This window comes from Pseudofrankia inefficax (assembly GCF_000166135.1).
In the GTDB taxonomy this organism is placed as follows: domain Bacteria; phylum Actinomycetota; class Actinomycetes; order Frankiales; family Frankiaceae; genus Pseudofrankia; species Pseudofrankia inefficax.
The window spans coordinates 1,591,064-1,612,415 of the sequence record NC_014666.1 but is presented as its reverse complement, the minus strand read 5'-3'; the positions used below and the strand labels follow the sequence as shown (position 1 = coordinate 1,612,415).

The 21,352-nt window shown below is 72.1% G+C and carries 22 protein-coding genes and 1 tRNA gene; 18 read left to right on the top strand and 5 right to left on the bottom strand.

Going from position 1 to position 21,352, the window contains the following annotated elements:
- Positions 1–339 precede the first annotated feature (339 nt).
- From FRAEUI1C_RS06440 to FRAEUI1C_RS06425, 4 genes are all read left to right on the top strand, one after another.
- A complete protein-coding gene (locus tag FRAEUI1C_RS06440; protein ID WP_013422479.1) occupies positions 340–1,554 on the top strand; it encodes a helix-turn-helix domain-containing protein in 1,215 nt (404 codons plus the stop codon).
- Positions 1,554–2,132 (top strand): flavoprotein, encoded by a 579-nt coding sequence (locus FRAEUI1C_RS06435; RefSeq protein WP_013422478.1) that lies wholly within the window; start codon positions 1,554–1,556, stop codon positions 2,130–2,132. Before FRAEUI1C_RS06440 ends, FRAEUI1C_RS06435 begins: the two co-directional genes overlap by 1 nt.
- 158 nt (positions 2,133–2,290) lie before the next feature.
- Positions 2,291–2,584, top strand: a complete 294-nt coding sequence (locus FRAEUI1C_RS41565) for a DUF397 domain-containing protein (protein WP_013422477.1) — start codon at positions 2,291–2,293, stop codon at positions 2,582–2,584.
- A 91-nt stretch (positions 2,585–2,675) separates the two neighbouring features.
- The gene (locus FRAEUI1C_RS06425) at positions 2,676–3,206 is read left to right on the top strand and encodes a hypothetical protein (protein ID WP_013422476.1); all 531 of its coding nucleotides are present in this window, start codon (positions 2,676–2,678) and stop codon (positions 3,204–3,206) included.
- 260 nt (positions 3,207–3,466) lie between these two features.
- On the opposite strand, the gene FRAEUI1C_RS06420 is transcribed toward FRAEUI1C_RS06425, so the two are convergent.
- The gene (locus FRAEUI1C_RS06420; protein ID WP_013422475.1) at positions 3,467–3,862 is read right to left on the bottom strand and encodes a hypothetical protein; all 396 of its coding nucleotides are present in this window, start codon (positions 3,860–3,862) and stop codon (positions 3,467–3,469) included.
- 209 nt (positions 3,863–4,071) lie between these two features.
- On the opposite strand from FRAEUI1C_RS06420, the gene FRAEUI1C_RS06415 reads away from it, so the two are divergent.
- The gene (locus tag FRAEUI1C_RS06415) at positions 4,072–5,472 is read left to right on the top strand and encodes a replication initiator (protein WP_368411208.1); all 1,401 of its coding nucleotides are present in this window, start codon (positions 4,072–4,074) and stop codon (positions 5,470–5,472) included.
- Between the two features lie 133 nt (positions 5,473–5,605).
- Positions 5,606–5,803, top strand: a complete 198-nt coding sequence (locus FRAEUI1C_RS06410) for a helix-turn-helix transcriptional regulator (RefSeq protein ID WP_013422473.1) — start codon at positions 5,606–5,608, stop codon at positions 5,801–5,803.
- A 111-nt stretch (positions 5,804–5,914) separates the two neighbouring features.
- Here the strand turns inward: FRAEUI1C_RS06410 and FRAEUI1C_RS06405 are convergent.
- Positions 5,915–5,987 (bottom strand) — tRNA-Asn (locus FRAEUI1C_RS06405).
- Positions 5,988–6,361: 374 nt separating this feature from the next.
- On the opposite strand from FRAEUI1C_RS06405, the gene FRAEUI1C_RS06400 reads away from it, so the two are divergent.
- The 3 genes from FRAEUI1C_RS06400 (at position 6,362) to FRAEUI1C_RS06390 (ending at position 8,321) form a co-directional block, all read left to right on the top strand.
- Positions 6,362–6,586 carry a hypothetical protein gene (locus FRAEUI1C_RS06400; RefSeq protein ID WP_013422472.1) on the top strand — a complete coding sequence of 75 codons (225 nt, stop codon included), beginning with the start codon at positions 6,362–6,364 and terminating at the stop codon, positions 6,584–6,586.
- A gap of 7 nt (positions 6,587–6,593) precedes the next feature.
- Positions 6,594–6,980 carry a winged helix-turn-helix transcriptional regulator gene (locus tag FRAEUI1C_RS06395; RefSeq protein ID WP_013422471.1) on the top strand — a complete coding sequence of 129 codons (387 nt, stop codon included), beginning with the start codon at positions 6,594–6,596 and terminating at the stop codon, positions 6,978–6,980.
- A gap of 153 nt (positions 6,981–7,133) precedes the next feature.
- Positions 7,134–8,321 (top strand): aminoglycoside phosphotransferase family protein, encoded by a 1,188-nt coding sequence (locus tag FRAEUI1C_RS06390; protein WP_013422470.1) that lies wholly within the window; start codon positions 7,134–7,136, stop codon positions 8,319–8,321.
- Between the two features lie 144 nt (positions 8,322–8,465).
- Here FRAEUI1C_RS06390 and FRAEUI1C_RS06385 read toward each other — a convergent pair whose 3' ends face one another.
- A complete protein-coding gene (locus FRAEUI1C_RS06385) occupies positions 8,466–8,906 on the bottom strand; it encodes a nitroreductase family deazaflavin-dependent oxidoreductase (RefSeq protein ID WP_013422469.1) in 441 nt (146 codons plus the stop codon).
- Between the two features lie 203 nt (positions 8,907–9,109).
- Between FRAEUI1C_RS06385 and FRAEUI1C_RS06380 the strand changes: the two genes are divergently transcribed.
- The 7 genes from FRAEUI1C_RS06380 to FRAEUI1C_RS06350 all read left to right on the top strand — a co-directional run bounded on the left by FRAEUI1C_RS06380 (position 9,110) and on the right by FRAEUI1C_RS06350 (position 17,364).
- Complete coding sequence (locus FRAEUI1C_RS06380; protein WP_013422468.1) at positions 9,110–9,598, top strand: hypothetical protein; 489 nt, start codon at positions 9,110–9,112, stop codon at positions 9,596–9,598.
- A 78-nt stretch (positions 9,599–9,676) separates the two neighbouring features.
- A complete protein-coding gene (locus FRAEUI1C_RS06375) occupies positions 9,677–10,444 on the top strand; it encodes an IclR family transcriptional regulator (RefSeq protein ID WP_013422467.1) in 768 nt (255 codons plus the stop codon).
- A 110-nt stretch (positions 10,445–10,554) separates the two neighbouring features.
- The gene (locus tag FRAEUI1C_RS06370) at positions 10,555–12,099 is read left to right on the top strand and encodes a GMC family oxidoreductase (protein WP_232425320.1); all 1,545 of its coding nucleotides are present in this window, start codon (positions 10,555–10,557) and stop codon (positions 12,097–12,099) included.
- Between the two features lie 4 nt (positions 12,100–12,103).
- A complete protein-coding gene (locus FRAEUI1C_RS06365) occupies positions 12,104–14,410 on the top strand; it encodes a GcvT family protein (protein ID WP_013422465.1) in 2,307 nt (768 codons plus the stop codon).
- A gap of 12 nt (positions 14,411–14,422) precedes the next feature.
- The gene (gene solA / locus FRAEUI1C_RS06360; RefSeq protein WP_013422464.1) at positions 14,423–15,574 is read left to right on the top strand and encodes an N-methyl-L-tryptophan oxidase; all 1,152 of its coding nucleotides are present in this window, start codon (positions 14,423–14,425) and stop codon (positions 15,572–15,574) included.
- Entirely contained in the window at positions 15,571–16,704 is a 1,134-nt protein-coding gene (locus FRAEUI1C_RS06355; RefSeq protein ID WP_013422463.1) for an aromatic ring-hydroxylating oxygenase subunit alpha, read from the top strand. Before solA ends, FRAEUI1C_RS06355 begins: the two co-directional genes overlap by 4 nt.
- Positions 16,705–16,917: 213 nt before the next feature.
- Positions 16,918–17,364, top strand: coding sequence for a hypothetical protein (locus tag FRAEUI1C_RS06350; RefSeq protein WP_013422462.1), 447 nt, complete (start codon positions 16,918–16,920; stop codon positions 17,362–17,364).
- A 56-nt stretch (positions 17,365–17,420) separates the two neighbouring features.
- Here the strand turns inward: FRAEUI1C_RS06350 and FRAEUI1C_RS06345 are convergent, their stop codons facing one another.
- Positions 17,421–18,968 carry a carboxylesterase/lipase family protein gene (locus FRAEUI1C_RS06345; RefSeq protein WP_013422461.1) on the bottom strand — a complete coding sequence of 516 codons (1,548 nt, stop codon included), beginning with the start codon at positions 18,966–18,968 and terminating at the stop codon, positions 17,421–17,423.
- 337 nt (positions 18,969–19,305) lie between these two features.
- On the opposite strand from FRAEUI1C_RS06345, the gene FRAEUI1C_RS37385 reads away from it, so the two are divergent.
- Complete coding sequence (locus FRAEUI1C_RS37385; RefSeq protein WP_013422460.1) at positions 19,306–19,503, top strand: DUF4236 domain-containing protein; 198 nt, start codon at positions 19,306–19,308, stop codon at positions 19,501–19,503.
- 195 nt (positions 19,504–19,698) lie between these two features.
- The gene (locus FRAEUI1C_RS35950; protein ID WP_013422459.1) at positions 19,699–20,331 is read left to right on the top strand and encodes a MerR family transcriptional regulator; all 633 of its coding nucleotides are present in this window, start codon (positions 19,699–19,701) and stop codon (positions 20,329–20,331) included.
- On the opposite strand, the gene FRAEUI1C_RS06335 is transcribed toward FRAEUI1C_RS35950, so the two are convergent.
- Positions 20,306–21,049, bottom strand: a complete 744-nt coding sequence (locus FRAEUI1C_RS06335) for a hypothetical protein (RefSeq protein ID WP_013422458.1) — start codon at positions 21,047–21,049, stop codon at positions 20,306–20,308. The genes FRAEUI1C_RS35950 and FRAEUI1C_RS06335 overlap by 26 nt on opposite strands.
- Between the last annotated feature and the right edge of the window lie 303 nt (positions 21,050–21,352).

Here is a 21,352-nt window from a genome sequence, read left to right as displayed (position 1 = left end):
AGCGCTATATGGACGTCATCCAGTTCGCCGTCGAGCGCACTGGCGATGCCGACGCAGTACGCCACGCGGCGGCAGTGGCTGAGGCTATGAAGGGCTGGGTCGCGGCGCCAGCGCTCATCCGACTTCCCGGCAACGCGGTGGCCGTTCCGGCCCGAGCGGCTGCAAGGGCCGTCTCTCGGCGCCGTGGACATCCCGCCGGCGCTGGCGTCGAGGGGTCTCCCGCAGGTTCACCTTGACCCCAAAGCGAACGAATCGGTAGTCGCATAGCAGCCGCGCCCCTCGCCAGTGGCTCGCGACGGCTGCACCTAAGATCGTCCTATGAGAGGGGCCGGAGATCGGTTGACGATCGGTGAGCGGATTGCGTTCTACCGGCGTCGTCGGGGCCTGACACAGGCCGTCCTCGCGGGTCTCGTGGGTCGGTCGGAGGACTGGCTTAGCAAGGTCGAGCGAGGAGAACGGGAGATCCGCCGCGTCGATCTTCTAGCTGAGGTAGCGAAGGCGCTCCGCGTGACCTTGGGTGATCTCCTCGGGCAGCCGATCCTCTCCGAAGAGGCTTTCCAGGGGGACGACGTCCCGGCCGTGAGGGATGCGCTTATGAGCCCGCGTCGTCTCTCGCGGGTTCTGTTTTCCGCCCCGGAAGATCCTCCGATCATCGATCTGCAACCAGTCGTACGAGCAGTTGAGGCGGGTTGGGCCGACTATCAGCGGGGACGGATCGGCCGCGTTGTCGCGGCTCTGCCGGGGCTGATTGGGACGGCGCAGCACCTGGAGGACGCAGCACCGGGCGCGGGTCTCGACTACGAACACGGTGCGTGGGCGGCCTCGGCTCGGACGCACCATCTGGCGTCGACGACGCTGAGCAAACTGGGCGAGGCAGATTTGAGCTGGATCGCGGCCGAACGCGCGATGCAGGCGGCCGATCACTCTGACGATCCGCTGGTTTTGGCCTCTGCGGCGCGGGCTGGCACCCATGCACTCCTGGAGCTGGGTCGCTTCGAGGACGCGGTGAACCTCGGAAAGACCGCGTCAGCCTGGCTGCGCGTGCAACTGGACCAGGGCGATCCGGCCGCACTGAGCCTGTACGGCATGTTGCACCTTCGGACGGCAGTCGCGGCGGCGCGGAAACAGGACCGCTCGACGGCGACCGAGCTGCTCGGCGTCGCGGCTCGCGCGGCTGAGCAGCTTGGGTACGACGGCAACCACTGGCAGACGGGCTTTGGACCGACCAACGTCGAACTCCACCGGCTGTCGGCGGCTCTGGATCTCGGGGACGTCACGACGGTGGTTGAGCAGGGCCAGGTAGTCCAAGCGGAGAGCATGCCCGTCGAGCGGCGGGTGTCACACCGCATCGACGTAGCCCGTGCGCTGCACATGATGGCGCGCGACGACGACGCTCTGACTACGCTGCTCGACGCCGAACGCGAGGCTCCTTCCCTTGTCCGGCACCATCCGGCGGTGCGGGAGACGGTGAAGACCATGGCTCGGCGTGCCCCGGTTACCGGGGGGCGATCGTCGGCCCTGCTTGCGCTCGCAGCGCGGTGCAGGGCGGTGTAGTGAGCGCGGGGGTCGTCGGCGTGGTCGTATCGGCGGCTGGCGGCGCGGAACTGGTGCGTCCCCGGCTGGTCGAGCCTCTATTCCAAAGAGGTTGGTCGGTCGCGGTCACGGCGACTCCGACGGCGGCGACGTGGCTCGACGCGGAAGGGGAGACATCCCGTATCGAGCAGGTGACGGGCTGGCCGGTCCGCTCCGCTCCGCGGCTTCCTCAGGAAGTCAGCCCGCATCCGCAGGTCGACTGCTACGCCGTGGTACCGGCGACCGCGAACATGGTCGCCAAGATCGCGCTTGGGATTGCGGACAACCAGGCGCTGACGCAGGTTTGCGAGGCTGTCGGCGGCCGGCAGGTGCCGGTCGTGGTGTTTCCTCGGGTCAACGCGGCGCACGCGGGTCAGCCCGCGTGGGATGCCCACATTACGACGTTGCAGCGGGCCGGCGTGCGGCTCGTCTACGGGGAAGACGTGTGGCCGCTCCACCAGCCCAGGAGCGCCACCGGCCGTGAACTGCCCTGGCCGGCAATCCTCCGCACGATTGACGATGCGATGACGGCGGCGGGCGCGCGGCGCCAAGAGCGCTGACCGTACCCGGACACGCTGTCCGGGTTCCCTGCCATTCCTGGGTGTCTCCTCTGGGGTGTAGCGCGTGCGCATCCGCGCGCCGCGCTTCCCACTCGCCCGGCCCGCGTCCTTCTTGCCCTGCGCGCGGGCCGGGCGGCGCTTAGACGGAGGGGAAGTTCATGCAACAGGTACCCGAGTACGAAGAGGCGCCCGTCTACACGGACAGGCAGCGTCGCAAGCCCGTTCTCGATGGGCTGTCGGCGGTAGATCTGAACTGGCAGCACCCGGCCGAGTCGAACGGCGCGGGCGGCATGTGCGTCGAGATGGCGGCGGTGCCCGGCGGCATCGCGATCCGGGACTCGTCCAATCCAGACGTGATGCTCGGCTGCTCTGCGGCCGAGATCGACATCTTCTTGCGCGCGGTCGCTGGAGGCGAGTTCAACCGGTTCCGGCTGCTCGCGGATCGCGCCTAGCCGCACGGCTGGGCGTTCCCGGGTCGTGGCACAGGCTGCGGCCCGGATGTCGCCCCTCGTGCGACGGGGAGCTGGAAAGAAGGCGATGGCAATGGGCATGCCGGCTGTGTCGGTGTCGCTCGGAGATGGCCTCGAAGCCCTGTTTGTACCGGCGCTGCCGTTGAACCTGCCGGCGACTACGGCGGGCCTGTTGTTGGGGCGGCCGGTCGCTGTTGAGCAGACGCGGCCGGGCCTGGAAATGGCACGGCGGTCAGCGGCAGTGGTGGCGTCGGGGTTCGAGTTCGTGGAGATCCACGCGGGTGAGCTGACGCGGGTCGCGGTCAGCATGGGCCGATCGTCGTCGGTGGCATCCGTCGTGATCTGCCCGCCGGGCGTGTCACCCGCGCGCACGGCGCTCGCCGTCGCGGTCGCTGGCGTGCTGCGGGGGCATCGCGGGGATGGTCACGCGGTCGTGACGTGCGCGGTCTGCCCCCCGCTTGGTGTCGGTCGGTCGGCGATTCCGCATGAGGTGGCAGTCCGAGTCGGCGACCGCGTTGAAATCCGGCACGTGTGGGAGATCGTGTCCTGGCCGCAGATCCCGATTTGGCTTGCGACCCTTTCGCCGCGACCGATTGCAGCATGAGCGATCGAACGGTGCGGCAGGTGCTGCCTCGGGCCCTGCTCTGGCGGCGGCCCAGGTATCTGGTGCCGGTCTCGGCGGTGGAACGCGCGGCCGTGGAGCGTTTGAGGCGGGCGGCGATGGAGTCTGCCCGCGCTGGCAAACGGCCAGACACGGACGAGGACGGCCGTACTGGTCCGCGTTGATCCTGTGGGATGGCGTCCTGGGCGTTCGCGGGCGGGGGCACAGACAGCGTCGTCTGTGCCCCGTTTGCGTGTCCGGGTTCAGGCCGGGTTGCGGCGGGTCTGCCAGATCTCCCACGCGATGTCGCGCAGGTAGGCGGCTTCGTGGCTTCGGCGGCGGAAGGTGCCGGGCTCGATGCCGAGGAGGGTTGCGGCGCGGTTGCGGCGGGTCTCGATCCGGGTGTGCCAGGTTCCGGGTTCGAGTCCGAGCATGATCCGCATGGCGGGTCCGATGTCGGGTCCGAGTGGCTCGGTCGCGGTCCGGATGATCTGCTCGGCGACGATGGCGCGTTCGTCGCGGGTGCCGGGGTTGCCGGCGGTGAGCAGGTCGATCAGGTCCGAGGAGTGTGCGGCGAGGCTGGCGGCGCGTACGCCGTGGCGTAGCGCTGCGCGGAGCTGTCCGGTGAGCGTCGGGACATCGAACGCTTCGGTGGTCATGTGCGGTCCGGCTGGGGCTGTTGGTCGGCCCCAGCTTTCCCCCGCCGTTCCCTCCTCTCGGGTGTGTTGCCCCGATCGCGGGGATGCGGGGCAACGCGCAGCGCCCTTCCCCGTTTCCTGTCCTTTAACCCTGTTTGCCTGTGATGTCGTGTCCTGTGGCCGTGCGCGACCAGGAGTGGACGTTGCGGGATGTGGTCGGCTGACAGGTCCTGGCCGGGCATGAGCAGGCGAAGGCTGCGGGGGGCTGCGCGCGGCCGATCCGTCTGGCCGGGCAGACCGATCACGTGGACCTGGCGACCGGTGAGATCCGCCGAGCCTCGGGCCCGCCCGTCGTACATGTGCGGTGCAACAACCGGCGCGCGTCCGCGTGTCCGACGTGTTCTGCGCTCTACAAGCGCGACGCGCGCCGGATCGTCATCACCGGACTCGTTGGCGCGGCCAAAGGCAACCAGAACGTGGGAGCTGGATGTCCGGTCTGGTTCGTCACGCTGACGGCTCCCAGCTTCGGACCGGTCCACTCCCGGTGCGGTCGGGGCGCTGAGGCCAAGGTGTGCCGGCCGCGTCGTGGTACCTGCGAACACGGCCGGGCGCTGGGCTGCACCGAACGCCATGGACCCGACGACCGGCGGCTCGGGGAACCGATCTGTCCGCGCTGCTTCAACTACGGCCGGGCCGTGGTCTGGAACAGCATGTGCGCCGCGCTCTGGAAAGCGACCCGCGACAGGCTCGAATCGGCGGTGGCTTCAGCGGCCGGGTTGACCATGACCGGTCTGCGTCGCGAGATCCGGGTGTCGTTCGTGAAGGTCGCCGAAATGCAGAAACGCGGCCTGGTCCATCTGCACGTGGTGATCCGGGTCGACGGCCGGGACTCCTCGGGTGAACCGGCGGCGGTGCCGAGCTGGGCGGCCGGGGACCTGATCGCGGACTGTCTACGCGGCGTCGTCGCGACCGTGGCCGTGGACGCGCCGGACCCGGCAGGTGTCGCGCTGCTCGACGCGTCGGGGGCATTGCCGGCGCAACCCTCGTCAGACGGCCGGTGGGAGGTCCGCTGGGGCGCTCAGGTCGACATCCGCCGTATCGACCTGGACGGCGAGACGAACGCGGCGCAGGTCGCCAACTACCTCGCCAAATACCTGACCAAAAGCGTCACCGGTAACGGCTTGCTCGACTCCCCCGTGCGGTCGTTGGGCCACCTGGCCCGCCTTCCGCTGCGCGATCATCCGCGTCGTCTGGTCGAAGCGTGCTGGCGTCTGGGCTCTGACCGGGCATTCGCGGAGGCGCTCGACGCGGCGGCGGGCCGTGCGCCGGGTCGGACGGTCGGTCTGATCCGCTGGTCGCACGCCTTCGGGTTCGGCAGTCACTGGATGACGAAAAGCCGGCGCTACTCGACGACGTTCGGCGCGGTCCGGGCGGTGCGACGTCGCTGGGCAAGGCTCCTGGGGGCGGCGCTCGGTGGCCGACCCTTCGGCACCGATGAGGCCGGCGGGCTCGTGACCCTCGACGAATTCGGCCGGCCGGACGGGGACGCGCGGACGCTCGTCGTCGGCGAATGGCGCTACGCCGGGCGGGGACGCGATCCCTCCGCGACCACAGATCAGGCCGGGGCGTGAAGACCGCCGCGCGCGGCGATGGGGTGGGTGGGCGGGGCCGGTTCCGGGGCGCCCAGCGATCTTGTAAATCTGGCGGCCGGCGCGGCGCAACGGCGTCCGCGACTGGACATCACATCAGTGAGAGGACGGAACAGTGAACGGCCAGAGCGCTGATCAGGACCGGCTGTGGACGGTCGGGGACCTGGCCGAGTACCTCGGCGTGCCGGTGAACACGATCTACAAGTGGCGGACGACCGGGGAGGGGCCGACTGGCCTGCGGATCGGGCGACACGTGCGATACCGCCGTGAGGACGTGACGGCGTGGCTGGCGACCAGGGCCGACCGAGAATGACGAAAAACGAATGTGGGGAGTAAGTCGGATATGATCTTACTCGACCCTCGACCAGTGATCGTCTCTGCGAGATCAACATGGCCTCTACCTGGGGTTTCTCCCGGCGTGAAGCTCCTGCGATAGGACTCGAACCTATAACCTGCCGGTTAACAGCCGGCTGCTCTGCCAATTGAGCTACGCAGGACCGTTCGTGTCGATCCTACCGATGTGTCCCACTCCCGGGAGGATCTCCCGAGGTGATCTTGCATCGGCGCGGGGCGACGAGAGTCAGCTTACCGGAGGTTCGGGGGGTTCGGCGGTGGGGTAGGTGCGCGTTGACGGCTCGTTGCCGGGCTGTCGGTGGCCGGTGTCCTCGCCGGGCCGGCGGATCGGTCCTGAGTTGTCGGTGCGAGTGGGTAAGGTCCGTTGTGATCGCGGTGGGCGGTGGGCCGTCGCGCAGGCTCGGCCCGGCTCGTCCGGGCCGAGGTCGCTCGGAACCAACGTCACCAAGCCAGCGTCACTCGGCCCCGCGGAACGCAGCGTGGCGTACCTTGCTCGGCCCAGGCCTCGGGAGGCAGCATGCGGATCCGCCCCACGGTTGCCGTCGCGTTCGGGCTGGGCTACGTGCTCGGCACGCGCGCGGGGCGCGAGAGCTACGAAGAGATCACCCGGCAGGCCCGCCTCGTGTGGGATCGCCCGGAGGTGCAGAGCGTCGCCGGCATCGTCTCGGCCCAGGCGGGTGGCGCGTACCGACGCGCGAGAACGGTGATCGGCAGTCACGGTGGCCACTCGGGCGGCGCGTGAGCGGCTGGTGAGTCGATCCGCCTCGCGCCCGGCGCCGGAGAACCGGTCGACGGGCGGTCCCGATCTGCCGTTGGCCGTGCTGCTCGACCTGCTCGGCCGGCGGCACAGCCTGATGATCTTCTGGAGCCTGCGGACGGCGCCGCGATCGTTCCGAGCGATCGAGTCGCTGCTGGACGCCCCGTCGGCGCAGCTCACTCAGCGGACCCGCGAGTTGCGGGAGGCCGGGCTGATCGAGGTCGACGAGGCTGGCGACTACCGGCTCACCTCGACCGGCCGCCGGCTGCAGGGCCTGCTCGAACCGCTGTCTGACTGGGCCGAGACGTGGGCCGGCCTCAGCCCCCGCCAGCGTCTCCCCCGCGGGTCCGCCACCCGAGCCCGCGACGAGCCTGACTGACACGCGCCGACTCCGCTGGCTACCCAGCAGCGCAGCAGCACCCGGCTTCGTGACCCGCTACCGTGCGCAGGGCTCCGATATCCCTTTGCCGAGATGATCGCGGGCCCCGACACTGGCCCGGTGGATCGCGGAGCAGGGCGGACAATCAGCGCGGTGGTCACCGCGGGCGGCGACTGCCTCGGGGCTCTCGGGCCCTTCCCGGTGGACAGCCCGTGGTGGGCGGACGTCGAGCCGGTCGTCGCGCGCATCGCCCGGGAGCTGGACGTACCCGTGATGGTGCTGCGGCTGCTCGATGTCGAGGGCGCGGACGGTGCCCGCGACGGGCATGTGACCTACCACGTGCAGGCGGCCCGCCGTCCCGCCGACCGCCCGTTAGCTCCCTCGAACACCGAGCACCAGCTGCTGACCGCGCCCGAGACCCTTCGAGCCCGATGGGCCACCAGAGAAGGCCTCCAGGAGGCGCTGAGCTGGGCCGATGCCTCGCTACGGACCGCGGGCCGGCCCTCGACCGGACCTGTCGAACAGGTCAAGACCTGGAACCTCGCCGGGTTGTTCCGCATCCCGACGGCAACCGGGCCGGTCTGGCTGAAAACGACCCCGCCGTTCGCGGCCCACGAAGCAGACGTCATCGCGGCGTTCGCGCACGTCGCACCACGACTCGCCCCCACCGTGCTGGCGGCCGATCCCGAGGGCCGACGGGTCCTGCTCGACCACGTGCCGGGCTCGGACTGCTGGAACGCCTCGGCCGCCACCATCCGCGCCGCCGTCAGCGGGCTCGCCACGGCACAGGCGGAACTGGCCACCCGGCCCGAAACGATTCCCAGCGGCCTGCCGAATCGGTCCCCGGCCGCCTTGGTCGACGAGGTCAACCAGCTGCTCGACGGCCCGGCCGCGCACGAGCTGACCGCCGCGGAACTGACCGCCGTCCATCGCCTCGCCGAGCGCCTGCCGCAGCTGATCACCGAGCTGGAAGCCTGCGGCCTGCCGACCACCCTGCTCCACGGCGACTTCCACCCTGGAAACTGGCGGTCCGACGGAAAGCACACCGTCCTGGTCGACTTCTCCGACAGCCATGTCGGGCATCCCGTGCTCGACGGCCTACGGCCCCGCGAGTTCCTGTCCGACGATCAGTGGGCGCACGCCGCCGACGCCTGGATCGCCACCTGGGCGGCGTGCCGCCCCGGCAGCGACCCGGCGCGCGCCCTGGCCCTCGGCGCGCCGCTGGGCCACCTCGCCTACGCGGTCCGCTACCAGCAGTTCCTCGACAACATCGAACCGAGCGAACGCCGCTACCACGCCGGCGACCCGGCCGAGACCATCCGCGCCGCCCTGCGCGCCTGACGCCGGTCCAGCAGGGCGGGCGGGCGAACATGATCGCCGTCTTGGCCCTCGAATGGTCACGAAACCGCGGCGGTTACGGCCACGCGAGGGCGGAAACGGCGATCTTGCCGCCGTCGGGCGAGGCCGGCCTGGTCAGATGTGGCGCTAGCCGGCGGCGGGTTCCAGGACGAAGACGGGGATCTGGCGGGTGGTCTTCTTCTGGTACTCCGCGTAGTCGGGCCAGGTGGCGACAGCGCGCTCCCACCAGAGCGCCTTCTCGTCGCCGGTCACCTCGCGGGCCACCATGGCCTGCTTGGTCGGCCCGTCCTGGAGTTCCACCCGCGGGTTCGCCAGCACGTTGTAGTACCAGACGGGATGCTTCGGCGCGCCGCCCAGCGAGGCGACGACGGCGTAGAGGCCCTCGTGCTCGACCCGCATCAGCGGGCTCTTGCGGATCTTGCCCGACTTCGCGCCGACCGTGGTGAGAATGATCACCGGCCGGCCGTTCAGCTCCGTGCCGCGGGTGCCTCCGGAGCTCTCGTACTCCTCGACCTGCTTGCGGACCCAGTCCGACGGGCTCGGCTCATAGTCACGGGCGACAGACATGGCCTTATTCAACGCCAGGCCCGCTCACCCGTCGACCTCGGGCAAGGCAACCTCGCCGGAGCACGAAGCCGTTGTGCCCGGGTTCAGGGACGCCTGCCGGACAAAGTCACGGCGTGTCCCTCAAATGGCGACGGACCGCTGCCCGATGAATTTGAGTATTTGCGCTCAGGCCATACCGCCGGCCACTGGGAAGACTGGCTCTCATGCTCACCTCACCACCGAAGCGGTCGCCGGTGTCCACCCCTACGCGAGCGCTCCACGCCGGGGCCGCCCTCCTTCTGGTCGCGGCCGCTCCGGTCGCGGTCGCGGGACTGCTCGGTCAGGACGACTATCAGGGCGTCCCACGCTCGGAACTCGACTACGCCGTCCGACCGCTGGACATCCCGCCCGGGCGAATGACGGCTCTCGGTATCGCCGCCCTGCTCCTGATGGCCGCCATCACGGCGCTGCTGCTGCACGAGGCCCGCCGTGGCACCGCCGACCGGCGCCTATGGCAGGTCGTGTGCCCGCTCGTCGGGGTCGGTGTGGTCTTCGGCTTCGGGTACCACGTCGCGACCGCCGGAGTGATCGGCGCCAACATCGGCTACGGGCTGGTCGTCTTCTTCGGCGTACCGCTGGTAGCCGCGCTGATCCTGGTCGCCGCCGCCCGAGCATGGGCGCTGCGCGCGAAGGCCACACGACGCACCCTCTGAAGCCACCGCTCCGCGGTAGCCGGGTATGCCCTGGTCAGACACGACTCCCCTACCCAAGACCGGCCTTAGAGTTGCGCCATGAGCAACAGCGAGACGGCGCTCGTGCAGTCGGTCGATCGCGCGGTCACCGTGTTGGAGATCCTGGCGCGCGGCGGAGAAGCGGGCGTCACCGAGGTCGCGGCCGAGCTCGGGGTGCACAAGTCGACCGCCTCCCGGCTCCTGGGGGCGCTCGAGCACAGGGGGCTCGTCGAGCAGCCGCGCGGGCGGGGGAAGTACCGGCTGGGGCTGGGCATCGCGCGGCTGGCCGGTGCCGTGACCGCGCAGTTCGACCTCGGGCACGCGAGTCGCGAGGTCTGCGAGCGGCTGGCCGACGAGCTGGGCGAGACCGTCAACGTGGCCATCGTCGACCGTGGCTTCGCCGTCAACATCAGTCAGGTCCGCGGGCCAGCGGCCGTGGCCAGCCACAACTGGGTCGGGCAGCGGACGCCCCTGCACGCCACGTCCAGCGGCAAGGTCCTGCTCAGCACGCTGCCGCCCGACGAACGGGACAGGCTCGTAAAAGATCCGTTGGAGCGGTTCACGCCCCACACGATCACCGACCCCGCCGTCCTGGCCGCCGAGCTGCGGGACGTCGCCGACCGTGGTTGGGCCAGCACCCGCGAGGAGCTGGAAATCGGCCTCAACGCGGTGGCCGCGCCGATCCGCGGCTGGGGTGGCCAGCTACGCGCGGCCGTCAGCGTCTCGGGGCCGACCTACCGCCTTCCCGAGGGGAGCTTCCCCGAGGTCGCCGAGGCCGTCCGCAGGGCCGCGACAGACATCAACGCGGCGGTCGGCCACCTCTCCTAGCAACTGAAGGCGCCCACAGCGGGACGGTTTCGCGCGGGTGAACTCCTGGCTCGGCCCATTGACCGGCCGGCGATTCCCATCCGATCCTGTTGCGGCAGGGGCAGCAAGTTGTGCCATCCGCAACAGCGGGGGACGGGGCGGGGCTGCTGATGGAGGCGCACGGCTCGTACGACGTGGTGATCGTCGGCGGTGGGACGGCCGGCGCCGTGGTGGCCGCACGGTTGGTCGAGCGGGGCGCGACGGTCTGCCTGATCGAGGGCGGGCCGAGCGACGTCGGGGACGAGCGGGTGCTGCGGCTGCGCAACTGGATCAACCTGCTCGAGTCCGAGCTGGACTACGACTACCCGATCACCGAGCAGCCGCGGGGCAACAGCCGCATCCGGCATTCACGGGCGAAGGTGCTGGGCGGCTGCTCGTCGCACAACACGATGATCAGCTTCCTGCCGCCGCCGGCCGACTTCGCGGACTGGGTGGCCGCGGGAGCCGACGGCTGGACCTATGACGCCCTGCTCCCGCTCTTCCGGCGGCTGCGGACCAACATCGTGCCGGTGGCGCCCCGGCACCGCAACGCGCTGACGGAGGCTTTCATCGCCGCGTCCGTCGAGGCGCTCGGCGTGCCGCTGGTCGAGGACTTCAACGCGAAGCCGTTCGTCGAAGGAGCGGGGTTCGCGCCGGTCGGCTACCACCCGGAGACCGGGGTGCGCAGCTCGTCCTCCGTGGCCTACCTGCACCCGCTCCTCGACCATCCGAACCTCACGCTGCTGACGGAGACCTGGGCCTACGACCTCAGGCTCGACGGCGACCGGGTGGTCTCCGTCGCCACCAGTGGCGGCGAGGTCCACGGCGACCAGTTCGTGCTCTGCGCCGGCGCGATCGACACGCCGAGGCTGCTGCTGCTCGCCGGCATCGGGCCGGCCGCGGACCTGGGCGCGCGGACGAGGATCGACCTGCCGGGGGTCGGCGCGAACCTGCTCGACCACCCCGAGTCGATCATCATGTGGGAGGCGACCCGGCCGCTGCCGGCCGAGTCCGCGATGGACGCCGACGCCGTGCTGTTCGTCCGGCGGGACACCGCGCAGGACCGGCCCGACCTGATGTTCCACATCTACCAGCTGCCGTTCACGGTCAACACCGAGCCGCTCGGCTACCCGGTGGTCGACAACTGCTTCGGGCTGACGCCGAACGTGCCCCGGCCGCGCAGCCGCGGGCGGCTCACCCTGGCCGACGACCGGCCCGAGACCAAGCCGCTGCTCGACTTCCGGTACTTCACCGACGCCGAGGGCTACGACGACCGGACCGTGGTCGACGGCCTGCGCCTGGCCCGCGAGGTGGCGCGGGCCGCCCCGCTGCGGGACTGGATCGCCCGCGAGATCGCGCCGGGCCCGGCGCTGACGACCGACGCGGAGCTGTCCGCGTACGGCCGGGCCGCCCACCACACCGTCTACCACCCGGCCAGCACCTGCCGGATGGGAGCGCCCGACGACCCGCTGGCGGTGGTCGACCCGCAGCTGCGGCTGCGCGGGCTGGCGAACGTGCGGATCGCCGACGCGTCCGTCTTCCCGACGCTTCCCTCGGTGAACCCGATGGTCACGGTGCTGCTCGTCGCCGAGCGCTGCGCCGACCTGATGACGGCCGACCCGATGACCGCGACCTGACGCCATGAGCCCACGGGTCGTGATCGTCGGTGCCGGCATCGTCGGGTGCGCGCTCGCCGACGAGCTGACGGCGCGCGGCTGGACGGACGTCACGGTGCTCGACCGCGGCCCGCTGTTTCGCACCGGCGGCTCGACGTCGCACGCGCCGGGCCTGGTGTTCCAGGTGAACCCGTCGCGGACGATGGCCGGCTTCGCCCGGTACACGGTCGAGAAGTACCTGGCCCTCGGCTGCTTCGACCAGGTCGGGAGCATCGAGGTCGCGACGACGCCCGAGCGGCTGGCGGAGCTGCACCGGCGCCACGGCTTCGCCCTCGCGTGGGGCATCGCGGCGCGGGTCCTCTCCCCCGCCGAGTGCCACGCCCTGTTCCCGCTGCTGGAGCCGGATCGGGTGCTCGGCGGCCTGCACGTGCCGACCGACGGCCTGGCCCGCGCCGTCGACGCCGCCCGGGCGCAGGCGCAGGCCGCGATCGCCCGTGGCGCGGTCTTCCACGGCCGCCAGGAGGTGACCGCGCTCGAGGACGACGGGGTCCGGGTCGGTGACCGGCACGTCCCGGCGGACCTCGTCGTCTGCGCGGCCGGGTACTGGGGGCCGAAGCTCGCGCCCGTCCCGCTGCTGCCGCTGGCGCACCAGTACGCGGTCACCGGCCCGGTGCGCGGCCTGCCCTCGGGGGTGCCGATCCTGCGGCATCAGGACCGGGATCTGTACTTCCGCGAGACGGCGGGCTGCCTCGGCATCGGTTCGTACGCGCACGACCCGATGCCGACCGACGTCGAGCCGCCGTTCGCCGCCGAGCAGTTCGCCGCGTCGCTCGCGGACGCCCGGGCGCTGCTGCCCGGCCTCCCCGACATCGAGCACGGCCTCAACGGGGTCTTCTCGTTCACGCCCGACGGGTTCCCGCTGCTCGGCCCGGTCGAGGGCCGGCCTGGCCTGTGGCTGGCCGAGGCCGTCTGGGTCACCCACTCCGCCGGGGTCGCGCGGGCGGTCGCCGAGTGGCTGGTCGACGGGCGCCCGTCGGTCGACCTGCACGAGTGCGACACCCAGCGCTTCGAGGAGGCCCAGCTCTCGCCGTCCTACGTCAACGCCCGCGGGCAGCGCGCGTTCGTCGAGGTGTACGACGTCATCCACCCGCTCGACCCTGCCGGCGACCCGCGGCCGCTGCGGGTGAGCCCGTTCTACGCCCGCCACATCGCGCTCGGCGCCCGTTTCACCGAGGGCGCGGGCTGGGAGCGGCCGCTGTGGTTCGAGGCGAACGCCGGCCTGCCGGTGCCGGACCTGCCGCCGCGGGACGTCTGGGCGGCTCGGCACTGGTCACCGATCGCGGCGGCCGAGGCGCTCGCCACCCGGGAGCGGGTCGGCCTGTTCGACCTGACCCCGCTGAAGCGGCTCGCGGTGACCGGCCCCGGCGCGGCCGCGTTCCTGCAGCGGATGTGCTCCAACCACGTCGACCGGCCGGTCGGCGCCGTCACGTACGCCCTGCTGCTCGACGAGGGCGCCGGGGTGCGCGGCGACATCACGGTGGCGCGCCTGGGCCCGCGGGAGTTCCAGCTCGGCGTCAACTCGAGCCTCGACCTGGCATGGCTGCGCGCGCACGCCCCGGCCGACGTGCACGTCGCCGACATCACCGGTGGGACCTGCTGCGTCGGGGTGTGGGGCCCGGCCGCCCGCGACCTGCTGGCGCCGCTGACGACGCTGGACCTCGCGCACGAGGCGTTCGGCTACTTCACCGCCCGCCGCACCCACCTCGACGCGGTGCCGGTCACGATGCTGCGCGTCTCCTACGTCGGCGAGCTCGGCTGGGAGGTGTACGCGAGCGCCGAGCTGGGCCCGCGGCTGTGGGACACGCTGTGGGCGGCGGGTGCGTCGGTCGGCGCCGTCGCCGCCGGGCGCAGCGCGCTGACGAGCCTGCGGCTGGAGAAGGGCTACCGGGCCTGGGGCGTGGATATGACCGCGCAGGACGACCCGTACTCGGCTGGCCTGGGCTTCGCCGTGAACCTCGCACACGGCGACTTCGTCGGCCGGGCGGCCCTGCGGCCGGACGGCCCGCGAGCCCTGTGCTGCCTGACGGTGGACGACGGCCGGACGGTGCCGGCGGGCCGCGAGCCGGTGCTGGCCGACGGCGTGCCGGTCGGCCACGTGACCAGCGCCGCCTACGGCTACAGCGTCGGCGCCCCGATCGCCTACGCGTGGCTGCCCAGGGCTCTCAGCACGCCGGGGCAGCCGGTGGAGATCGCCTATTTCGACGAGCGGGTCGCCGCGACCGTGCGGGCGGCGCCGCTGTTCGACCCGACGGGCAGCAGGATCCGGCGATGAATGAGGTGCGGGGTGCGGGCGTACGACGTCATCGTGGCGGGGCTCGGCGGCATGGGCAGCTCGGCCGCCTATCACCTGGCCGCCCGTGGGCGCCGGGTGCTGGGCCTGGAGCGGTTCGGCCCGGCCCACGACCAGGGCGCGAGCCACGGCGGGTCTCGGATCACCCGCCAGTCCTACTTCGAGGACCCGGCCTATGTGCCGCTGCTGCTGCGCGCCTATGAGCTGTGGGACAAGCTGGCGCGCGACTCCGGCCGGGACCTGATCACCCTGACCGGCGGGCTCATGGCGGGCCGGCCGGACTCGGTGGTCGTCGCCGGCAGCCTGCGCAGCGCCCGGGAGTGGGGGCTGCCGCACGAGTTGCTCGACGCGGCCGAGATCCGCCGGCGGTATCCGCTGTTCCGGCCCGAGCCGGACGAGGTGGCGCTGTACGAGGACAAGGCCGGGCTGGTCCGGCCGGAGGCGACCGTCGAGGCCAACCTGGCGCTGGCCGCCGGCCTCGGTGCCGAGCTGCGTTTCCACGAGCCGGTGGTGTCGTGGTCGGCCGACGGCGCGGGGGTCGCGGTCCGCACGGCCGCCGGGACCTACCGGGCCGACGCCCTCGTCGTCTGCCCCGGCCCCTGGGCCTCGCGGCTGCTCGCCGACCTCGGCCTGCCGCTCGTCGTCGAGCGCCACGTGCAGTTCTGGTTCGCCCCGCGCGGCGGCGTCGAGCCTTTCCTGCCGGCGCGCCAGCCGATCTACATCTGGGAGCAGTCCGCCGGGATCCAGGTCTACGGCTTCCCGGCGCTGGACGGCCCGGACGGCGGCGTGAAGGTGGCGTTCTTCCGCCGCGGCGAGGTCACCACGCCCGACACCATCGACCGCGCCATCCGCCCGCGGGAGATCGAGGACATGGCCGCCCATCTGGAAGCCCGGCTGCCGGACGCCGCCGGGCGCTTCCTGCGGGCCAAGGCCTGCATGTACACGAACACGCCCGACGAGCACTTCGTCATCGCCAGGCATCCCGCGCACGAGCGGGTCACCGTCGCCTGCGGCTTCTCCGGGCACGGCTTCAAGTTCGTCCCGGTCGTCGGGGAGATCCTCGCCGACCTCGCCCTGACCGGTTCGACCCCCCACCCGATCGCGCTGTTCGACCCGGCCCGCGCCGCCCTGACGGCTCCTCGATGACCGATCCCGCCTCCCGCCCGGACCCGGCCGGCCCGACCCTGCTGCCGACGCTGCCCGGCGCCGCGTACACGTCGGCGGAGGTCTTCGCCCGGGAGCAGGAACGGATCTTCGAACGGGTGTGGACGTGCGCGGTGCACGGCTCGGACCTCGCCGAGCCCGGACAGTTCCGCACCGTGCCGGTCGGCCGGGAGAGCGTCCTGATCACCCGGGCGCTCGACGGAGCCGTGCACGCTTTTCTCAACGTGTGCCGGCACCGGGGCGCGCGGCTGTGCGTCGAGGCGGCCGGGCGGACGCGGCGCACCCTGCGCTGCCCGTACCACGCCTGGACGTACTCCCTGGACGGCTCGCTCGTCGCCGCGCCGAACCTCGCGGACGCGCCCGACGTCGACAGGTCCGCCTACGGCCTGCACCGGGTGCATGTGCGCGAGTGGCTCGGCTACGTCTGGGTGTGCCCTGCCGCGTCGCCGCCGTCGTTCGAGGAGACGGTCATCGGCGCGGCCACCGAGCGGCTGGGAGATCCGGCGGCGATCGAGCGCTACCAGGTGGCGGGCCTGCGCGTCGGCCGGCGCGTCTCGTACGACGTGGCGGCCAACTGGAAGCTGCTGGTCGAGAACTTCCTGGAGTGCTACCACTGCCCGGCGATCCACCCCGAGCTCGTCCGCGTCCTGCCGGAGTTCGCCCGGGGCTACGCCGCGCAGTACTACGTGGGGCACGGCGCCGAGTTCGGCCCGGACGTCGCGGGCTTCACCGTCGACGGGTCGCCAGGGGTCGAGCGCCTGCCCGGCCTGGCGCCGGCGCAGGAGCGTCGCTACTACGCGATCACGATCCGCCCGCAGGTCTTCGTCAACCTGGTTCCCGACCACGTCATCCTGCACCGGATGTTTCCGGTGGCGGCCGACCGCACGCTGGTCGAGTGCGACTGGCTTTACCTGCCGGCCGTCGTCGAGGCAGGCACCGACCTCGATCGTTCCGTCGAGCTGTTCGACCGGGTCAACCGGCAGGACTTCGCCGCCTGTGAACGCTGCCAGCCGGCGATGGCCTCGCGGGCCTACGCCAGGGGCGGCGTGCTGGTGCCGAGCGAGCACCATCTGGGCGCCTTCCACGACTGGGTCCGGCGCCTGCAGGCCTGACCTCAGGTCTGGGACGCCCGCCAACCACCTGAAATGCCCGTGTCAGTGACACGACACCTTCGCGCCGCGGTAGGTCGCCGCGATGGCCCGGTCCGAGGGCCACGCACGGATAGGGTAAATCCCGAAATATCGGCATTACGGTAGCCCGCAAGAGAAATCGTCACGGATGCCGGGCGAGCCAAGAAGACCGCACTAGAGACGGGTGGTTGGCCGATGCGCCGAATGGCGTTCTACAAACCGCACCTCGTGGCCGCTCTAATCATGGCCGTCGGCATTGCCGGCTGCGGCGGATCCTCTTCTCCCTCGAAAAGAGTCAAAATCGATCGAGCGGCCGTCAACGGGGGAACCTTGCTCATCGGTGTCTCCTACGCCTGTCCTGCCGGAACACCGGGCACCATCAGCCTGGAGGCGGCGGTCGGGTTCTCCGGTGGTTTTGGCGCGCCGCAATCCGCCGTCTGCGACGGAACCGAGCACCAGGCCGACATCCCGGCGACGGGCGGCGGCCAGCGGGGCGACAAGATCGACGTCGTCGTCAACCTGAACTCGACGACCGTCCTGACCTCGGGTTATGCCCCCACCGACCCGGGCGTACCCGCCGTTCCGGGCCTCGACCGGGTCGAGCATCTGGCCAGCGACGGCGAGACCGTCACACTCAGCTAGGCGACCCCCGCGGGCGGCCGCGCAGGGCGTGCCAATCCTGCCGCGAATGTCGCGCGCTATTCGCCGGGCAGGGCGAGGACCGGGAAGGAATGGTTCCGCCAGATCAGGCGGGACCGCTCTTCCGGATAGGCGGTGATGACCGAGGGGGTGTCGAAGACCTGCGTGAGACGCCTATCCGGCTCGTAGGCCGGCCAGCCCGGGTCGCCTTCCGTGGCGAAACTGGTCCAGGCGGTTCGCATGCGCGCGGACAACACCTCCGCCTCTGGAGTGGTCGGCTCGCCGATCAGCATCGCCGGCTGGCTCCCGGTGAGGTTGCCGAACACGAGCGGTACGTCGAGGCCATGGCAGGCGCCGAGCGTGCCGCCCATGCCCGGGGCCGGCCAGGCCAACTCGTAGAGGTGCGCCCGGCCACCCGCCGCGGCCTGCGCCTCGGCGAGGTGCAGGGTGGGCATACGGAACAGCCAGTCGGAGTGGACCAGTTCGTAGAGCTGGTCGGGGCTCGCCTCCGGATAGGCGTCCCGGTAGCGGCTGGCGCCGTCCGGACCGGGCGCGAAGTCCTGTAGCGCCGCGTCCGCCTGTTCGGGCGTGACCTGGCCGAGCAGGCCGGACATCGCGGTGAACAGGCGCTGCTCGTCGCGGGTGTGGCCGACGAGCAGGGGCACGGCCCGGCTGGCGCCGTCGGCGAGGGCCTGCCACGGGGTGGCCGGCAGGACGTCGCCGTCGACGACGGGCGCGAACAGGATCGACCGGCGGGCCGGCTGGCCCCAGCGTCGCGCCCGCTCCATGATCGTGGCGGCGACGGCGTCTCCGGCGAGAGCCAGCAGAGCCGGGTCCACGGCGGCCAGGTCGGCGACCGTGGGAGCCAGCCCGAGCTCGTCGGCGCAGGCGGCGGCGATGTCGGCGGCCAGGTCCGTCGAGAAGAAGGTGCCCGGCACGCTCTGCGCGACGGCGGCGCGGAACAGCCCCGCCGCCCGTGGCATGGCCAGCAGGGCGGCGACCGAACCGCCGCCAGCCGACTCGCCGAAGATCGTGACCCGGTCCGGGTCGCCGCCGAAGGCGGTGATGTTGTCGCGTACCCACTCCAGGGCGGCGACCTGGTCGAGCAGGCCCCGATTGGAGGGCGCTCCCGCGATCTGCGCGAATCCCTCGATGCCGAGGCGGTAGTTGAACGTCACCACGACCACGCCGCCCTCCCGGGCGAGGCGGCCGCCGTCGAACTCGGGCCGGCTGGCCACGCCGAACGTGTAGGCGCCGCCGTAGATCCACACCAGAACCGCGAGCTTCGCGGCGGGGTCAGGCTCGGGCGACCAGACGTTGACCGTAAGCCAGTCGTCGCCCGACTCACCCTGAGATGCCGGGACCTCGCCGATCTCGCTGGTCTGGGGCGCCGGTGGGCCGTACGACACCGCCGTCCGAACGCCGTCCCAGGTCGCTGCCGGCCGCGGCGCGGCGAACCGGAGCGCCCCGACCGGCGGCGCGGCGAACGGGATACCGCGAAAGACGGCCACGCCCGACTCCCGGCTGCCGCGCAGCCGTCCGCCCACCGCTCGGACCTGCGGCCCCAACCCCGCGGGCGCCGATCCCAGAGCGCCGGTCGTCGTCATGAATCTCCCTCGCCAGGTTCGCCGTGCACGGTCGCCGCGGCGAACGACGGAATCATCACGCGGAACTGGGACGCTCGCGAACCATTTACCGCTGGGCCGCTTCGGGGTTCCGAGCCAGGTCACCAGTCGCCGTCGCCCCGGCGGACGCGGGGCAGGTCGCTCGGGCGATCGCGTCGGGAACCCAGGTCGGCCGGGGCCCCGGGCGACGCCCGGCGGTCGGGCACCTGTCGAGGCCAAAAGGGTTGATGCGACGAAAACGGGGAAATTGTCGATCATCGCCGCCAAAGTCCGGCGCGTGTTCCCTGGAACACCTCACTGACAGTCCTGGAGCACTGACATGGGCCTGCGCTATACCCGTCGCCCCAAGATCGGCCCGTTTCACATGAACATAGGTGAGCACGGGATCTCCTCTGTCACGCTCAAGCTCGGTCGTGTCTCCTGGCGGGTCTGGTCCAAACGCGGCCACGGCGGCCTGTCCAGCGTCGACCTTCCCGGCCCGTTCTCGTACCGACGTGAGGGAAGCTCGCGCCGGTAGCAGGCCGCACGGCCATCCGCGGGACCCGCGCCTGGGACGGTCGAACGTCCGGCCGGCGTCCCGGCTCCGTCCGGAGCGTTGCCCCGCCGGCCGAGTTCCGGCGGGGCAACGCCATTTCCGATAGGCCCCGTACGGACCGGCCCGCGACGCCGCTGATGGCCGCGACCGCCACGGACTCGGGCGTACATTGCTGGCATGACGGGCGGGTCGCCGCTACCTGCCGCCGGAACGCGGGCCGCGGGAGCCGACGACGGCCTTCCGCCGGCCGGCGCGGGCCGAACGGTGCACGCGCGGTCCGGGCTCACCACCGAACGCCAGATCGCCTACTGGCGGCGATCGGGCCTGTTACGCCCCGGCGTCAACGACCTGGCCCAGGCACGGACCATCGCGGCGCTGCGGCGCGCCGGCATCAGCCTGGCCCGCATCCGGACCGCGGCGGACCGGCTGCGGGCGAGCTGGCCGGCCGGCCACGGCGACGAACCGGTCTTCGAACCGCTGTCCGGCGGGTTCGGGCCGTCCGACGGGCCCGCGGGGTCAGCCAGGCTCGCCGTGGTGGCGGGTGAGCTGTTCATTCGGCACCCGGACGGCGCCTGGGAGGGCGACCGCCGGCCCGGCCAGCTCGTCCTCGACGGGATACTCCCCCTGCCCGGCTCGCCACTCGCCGCCCAGCCCGGCCAGACCGCGCGCCGGTCGCCGTTCTCGCTGACGCATCCACGCGCGGCCCCCGACCGCGAGGCCATTCTCCGGTTCGTCACCCGCGAGGACGCCCGGCCGCGCTCAGGGCCGTCCGGTCGCGATCCGGCTACCGGGCGGCGCGGCGGCCCCTGAGCACGGCGGCGGCCGGCGGTCCGACGAGACCGACACCGGCCAGGACGATGGCGAGGGTGTCGAGGGCGGCGATCGAGGCGCCATCGGATGACGAGATCAACTGGCCGTGGACGACCGCCGGGTGAGCGGGGCCGGCCGGGGTGGCGGTCGGCCCGGGCGTGGCCCCCGCCGGCGTCGCCTCGCTGCTGGGAGCCGCGGATTCGGAGGGCTCGGCGGTCGGCGGGATGGCCGCCGGGTCGCCCAGGCCGGCGTCCACGGTCGGGTCCGGGGTCGCGGGCGCGGCTGGATGGGTCGCCGTCGTCCCGCCCTGACCGGAACCCGAGCCGCCGCGGGAACCCGAGCCGGACCCGGTGCGGCCGGCCGGATGGTTGGGCGCCGGGGTCGGCACGCCGCCGCTGGCGAGCAGCCCGCCGATTCCCCGGGTGACCTCACCGAAGATGCCGCCGAGGTCCGCCGGCGGCTGCGGGGCCGCCGAAGGGCCGATGTTGATGTGAATGTCGAGCGGATGGTCGAAAAGCGGGTGGCTCATCCCGGCCGCCTCGGCGGGGCTGGCCGTCAGGAGCGCGACGGGCGCGACCATCAGCGCGCCGGCCACGAGGCCGCCAAGCACGGCCCGGGCCGTGCCGGTCCCGCGCGATCCCGGTCCGTCGGCGCCGGCGCCTCCGGAGGCGGCACGCGCGCGGCCGGGCCGAGAAGTAGCTCGTCGCTGCGCAGCCATCGCCAGATCCTTCCCACAACGTCAGTAGAGCAATTGTGCGAACGACCCACGCCAATGACACCGGTTCGCGCCGTCAATCCAACGACAGGGCGTGTCGGCACCCGTCCAGTCGCATTTCCGACATGTACCGGAGGTTGTGCGGTCGAGGGCATTCCAACCTCGAAACCGAACATTCGGCGACCATTTCCGCCACATCCAACGACCGCGCCGGGCGAGCGTCGCCGACTCCTCCGACGCCTCGGACGCCTCGGACGCCTCCGACGCCTTCCGGCGCGCGGGCGGCGGGCGCCGGGGGGCGGCGCG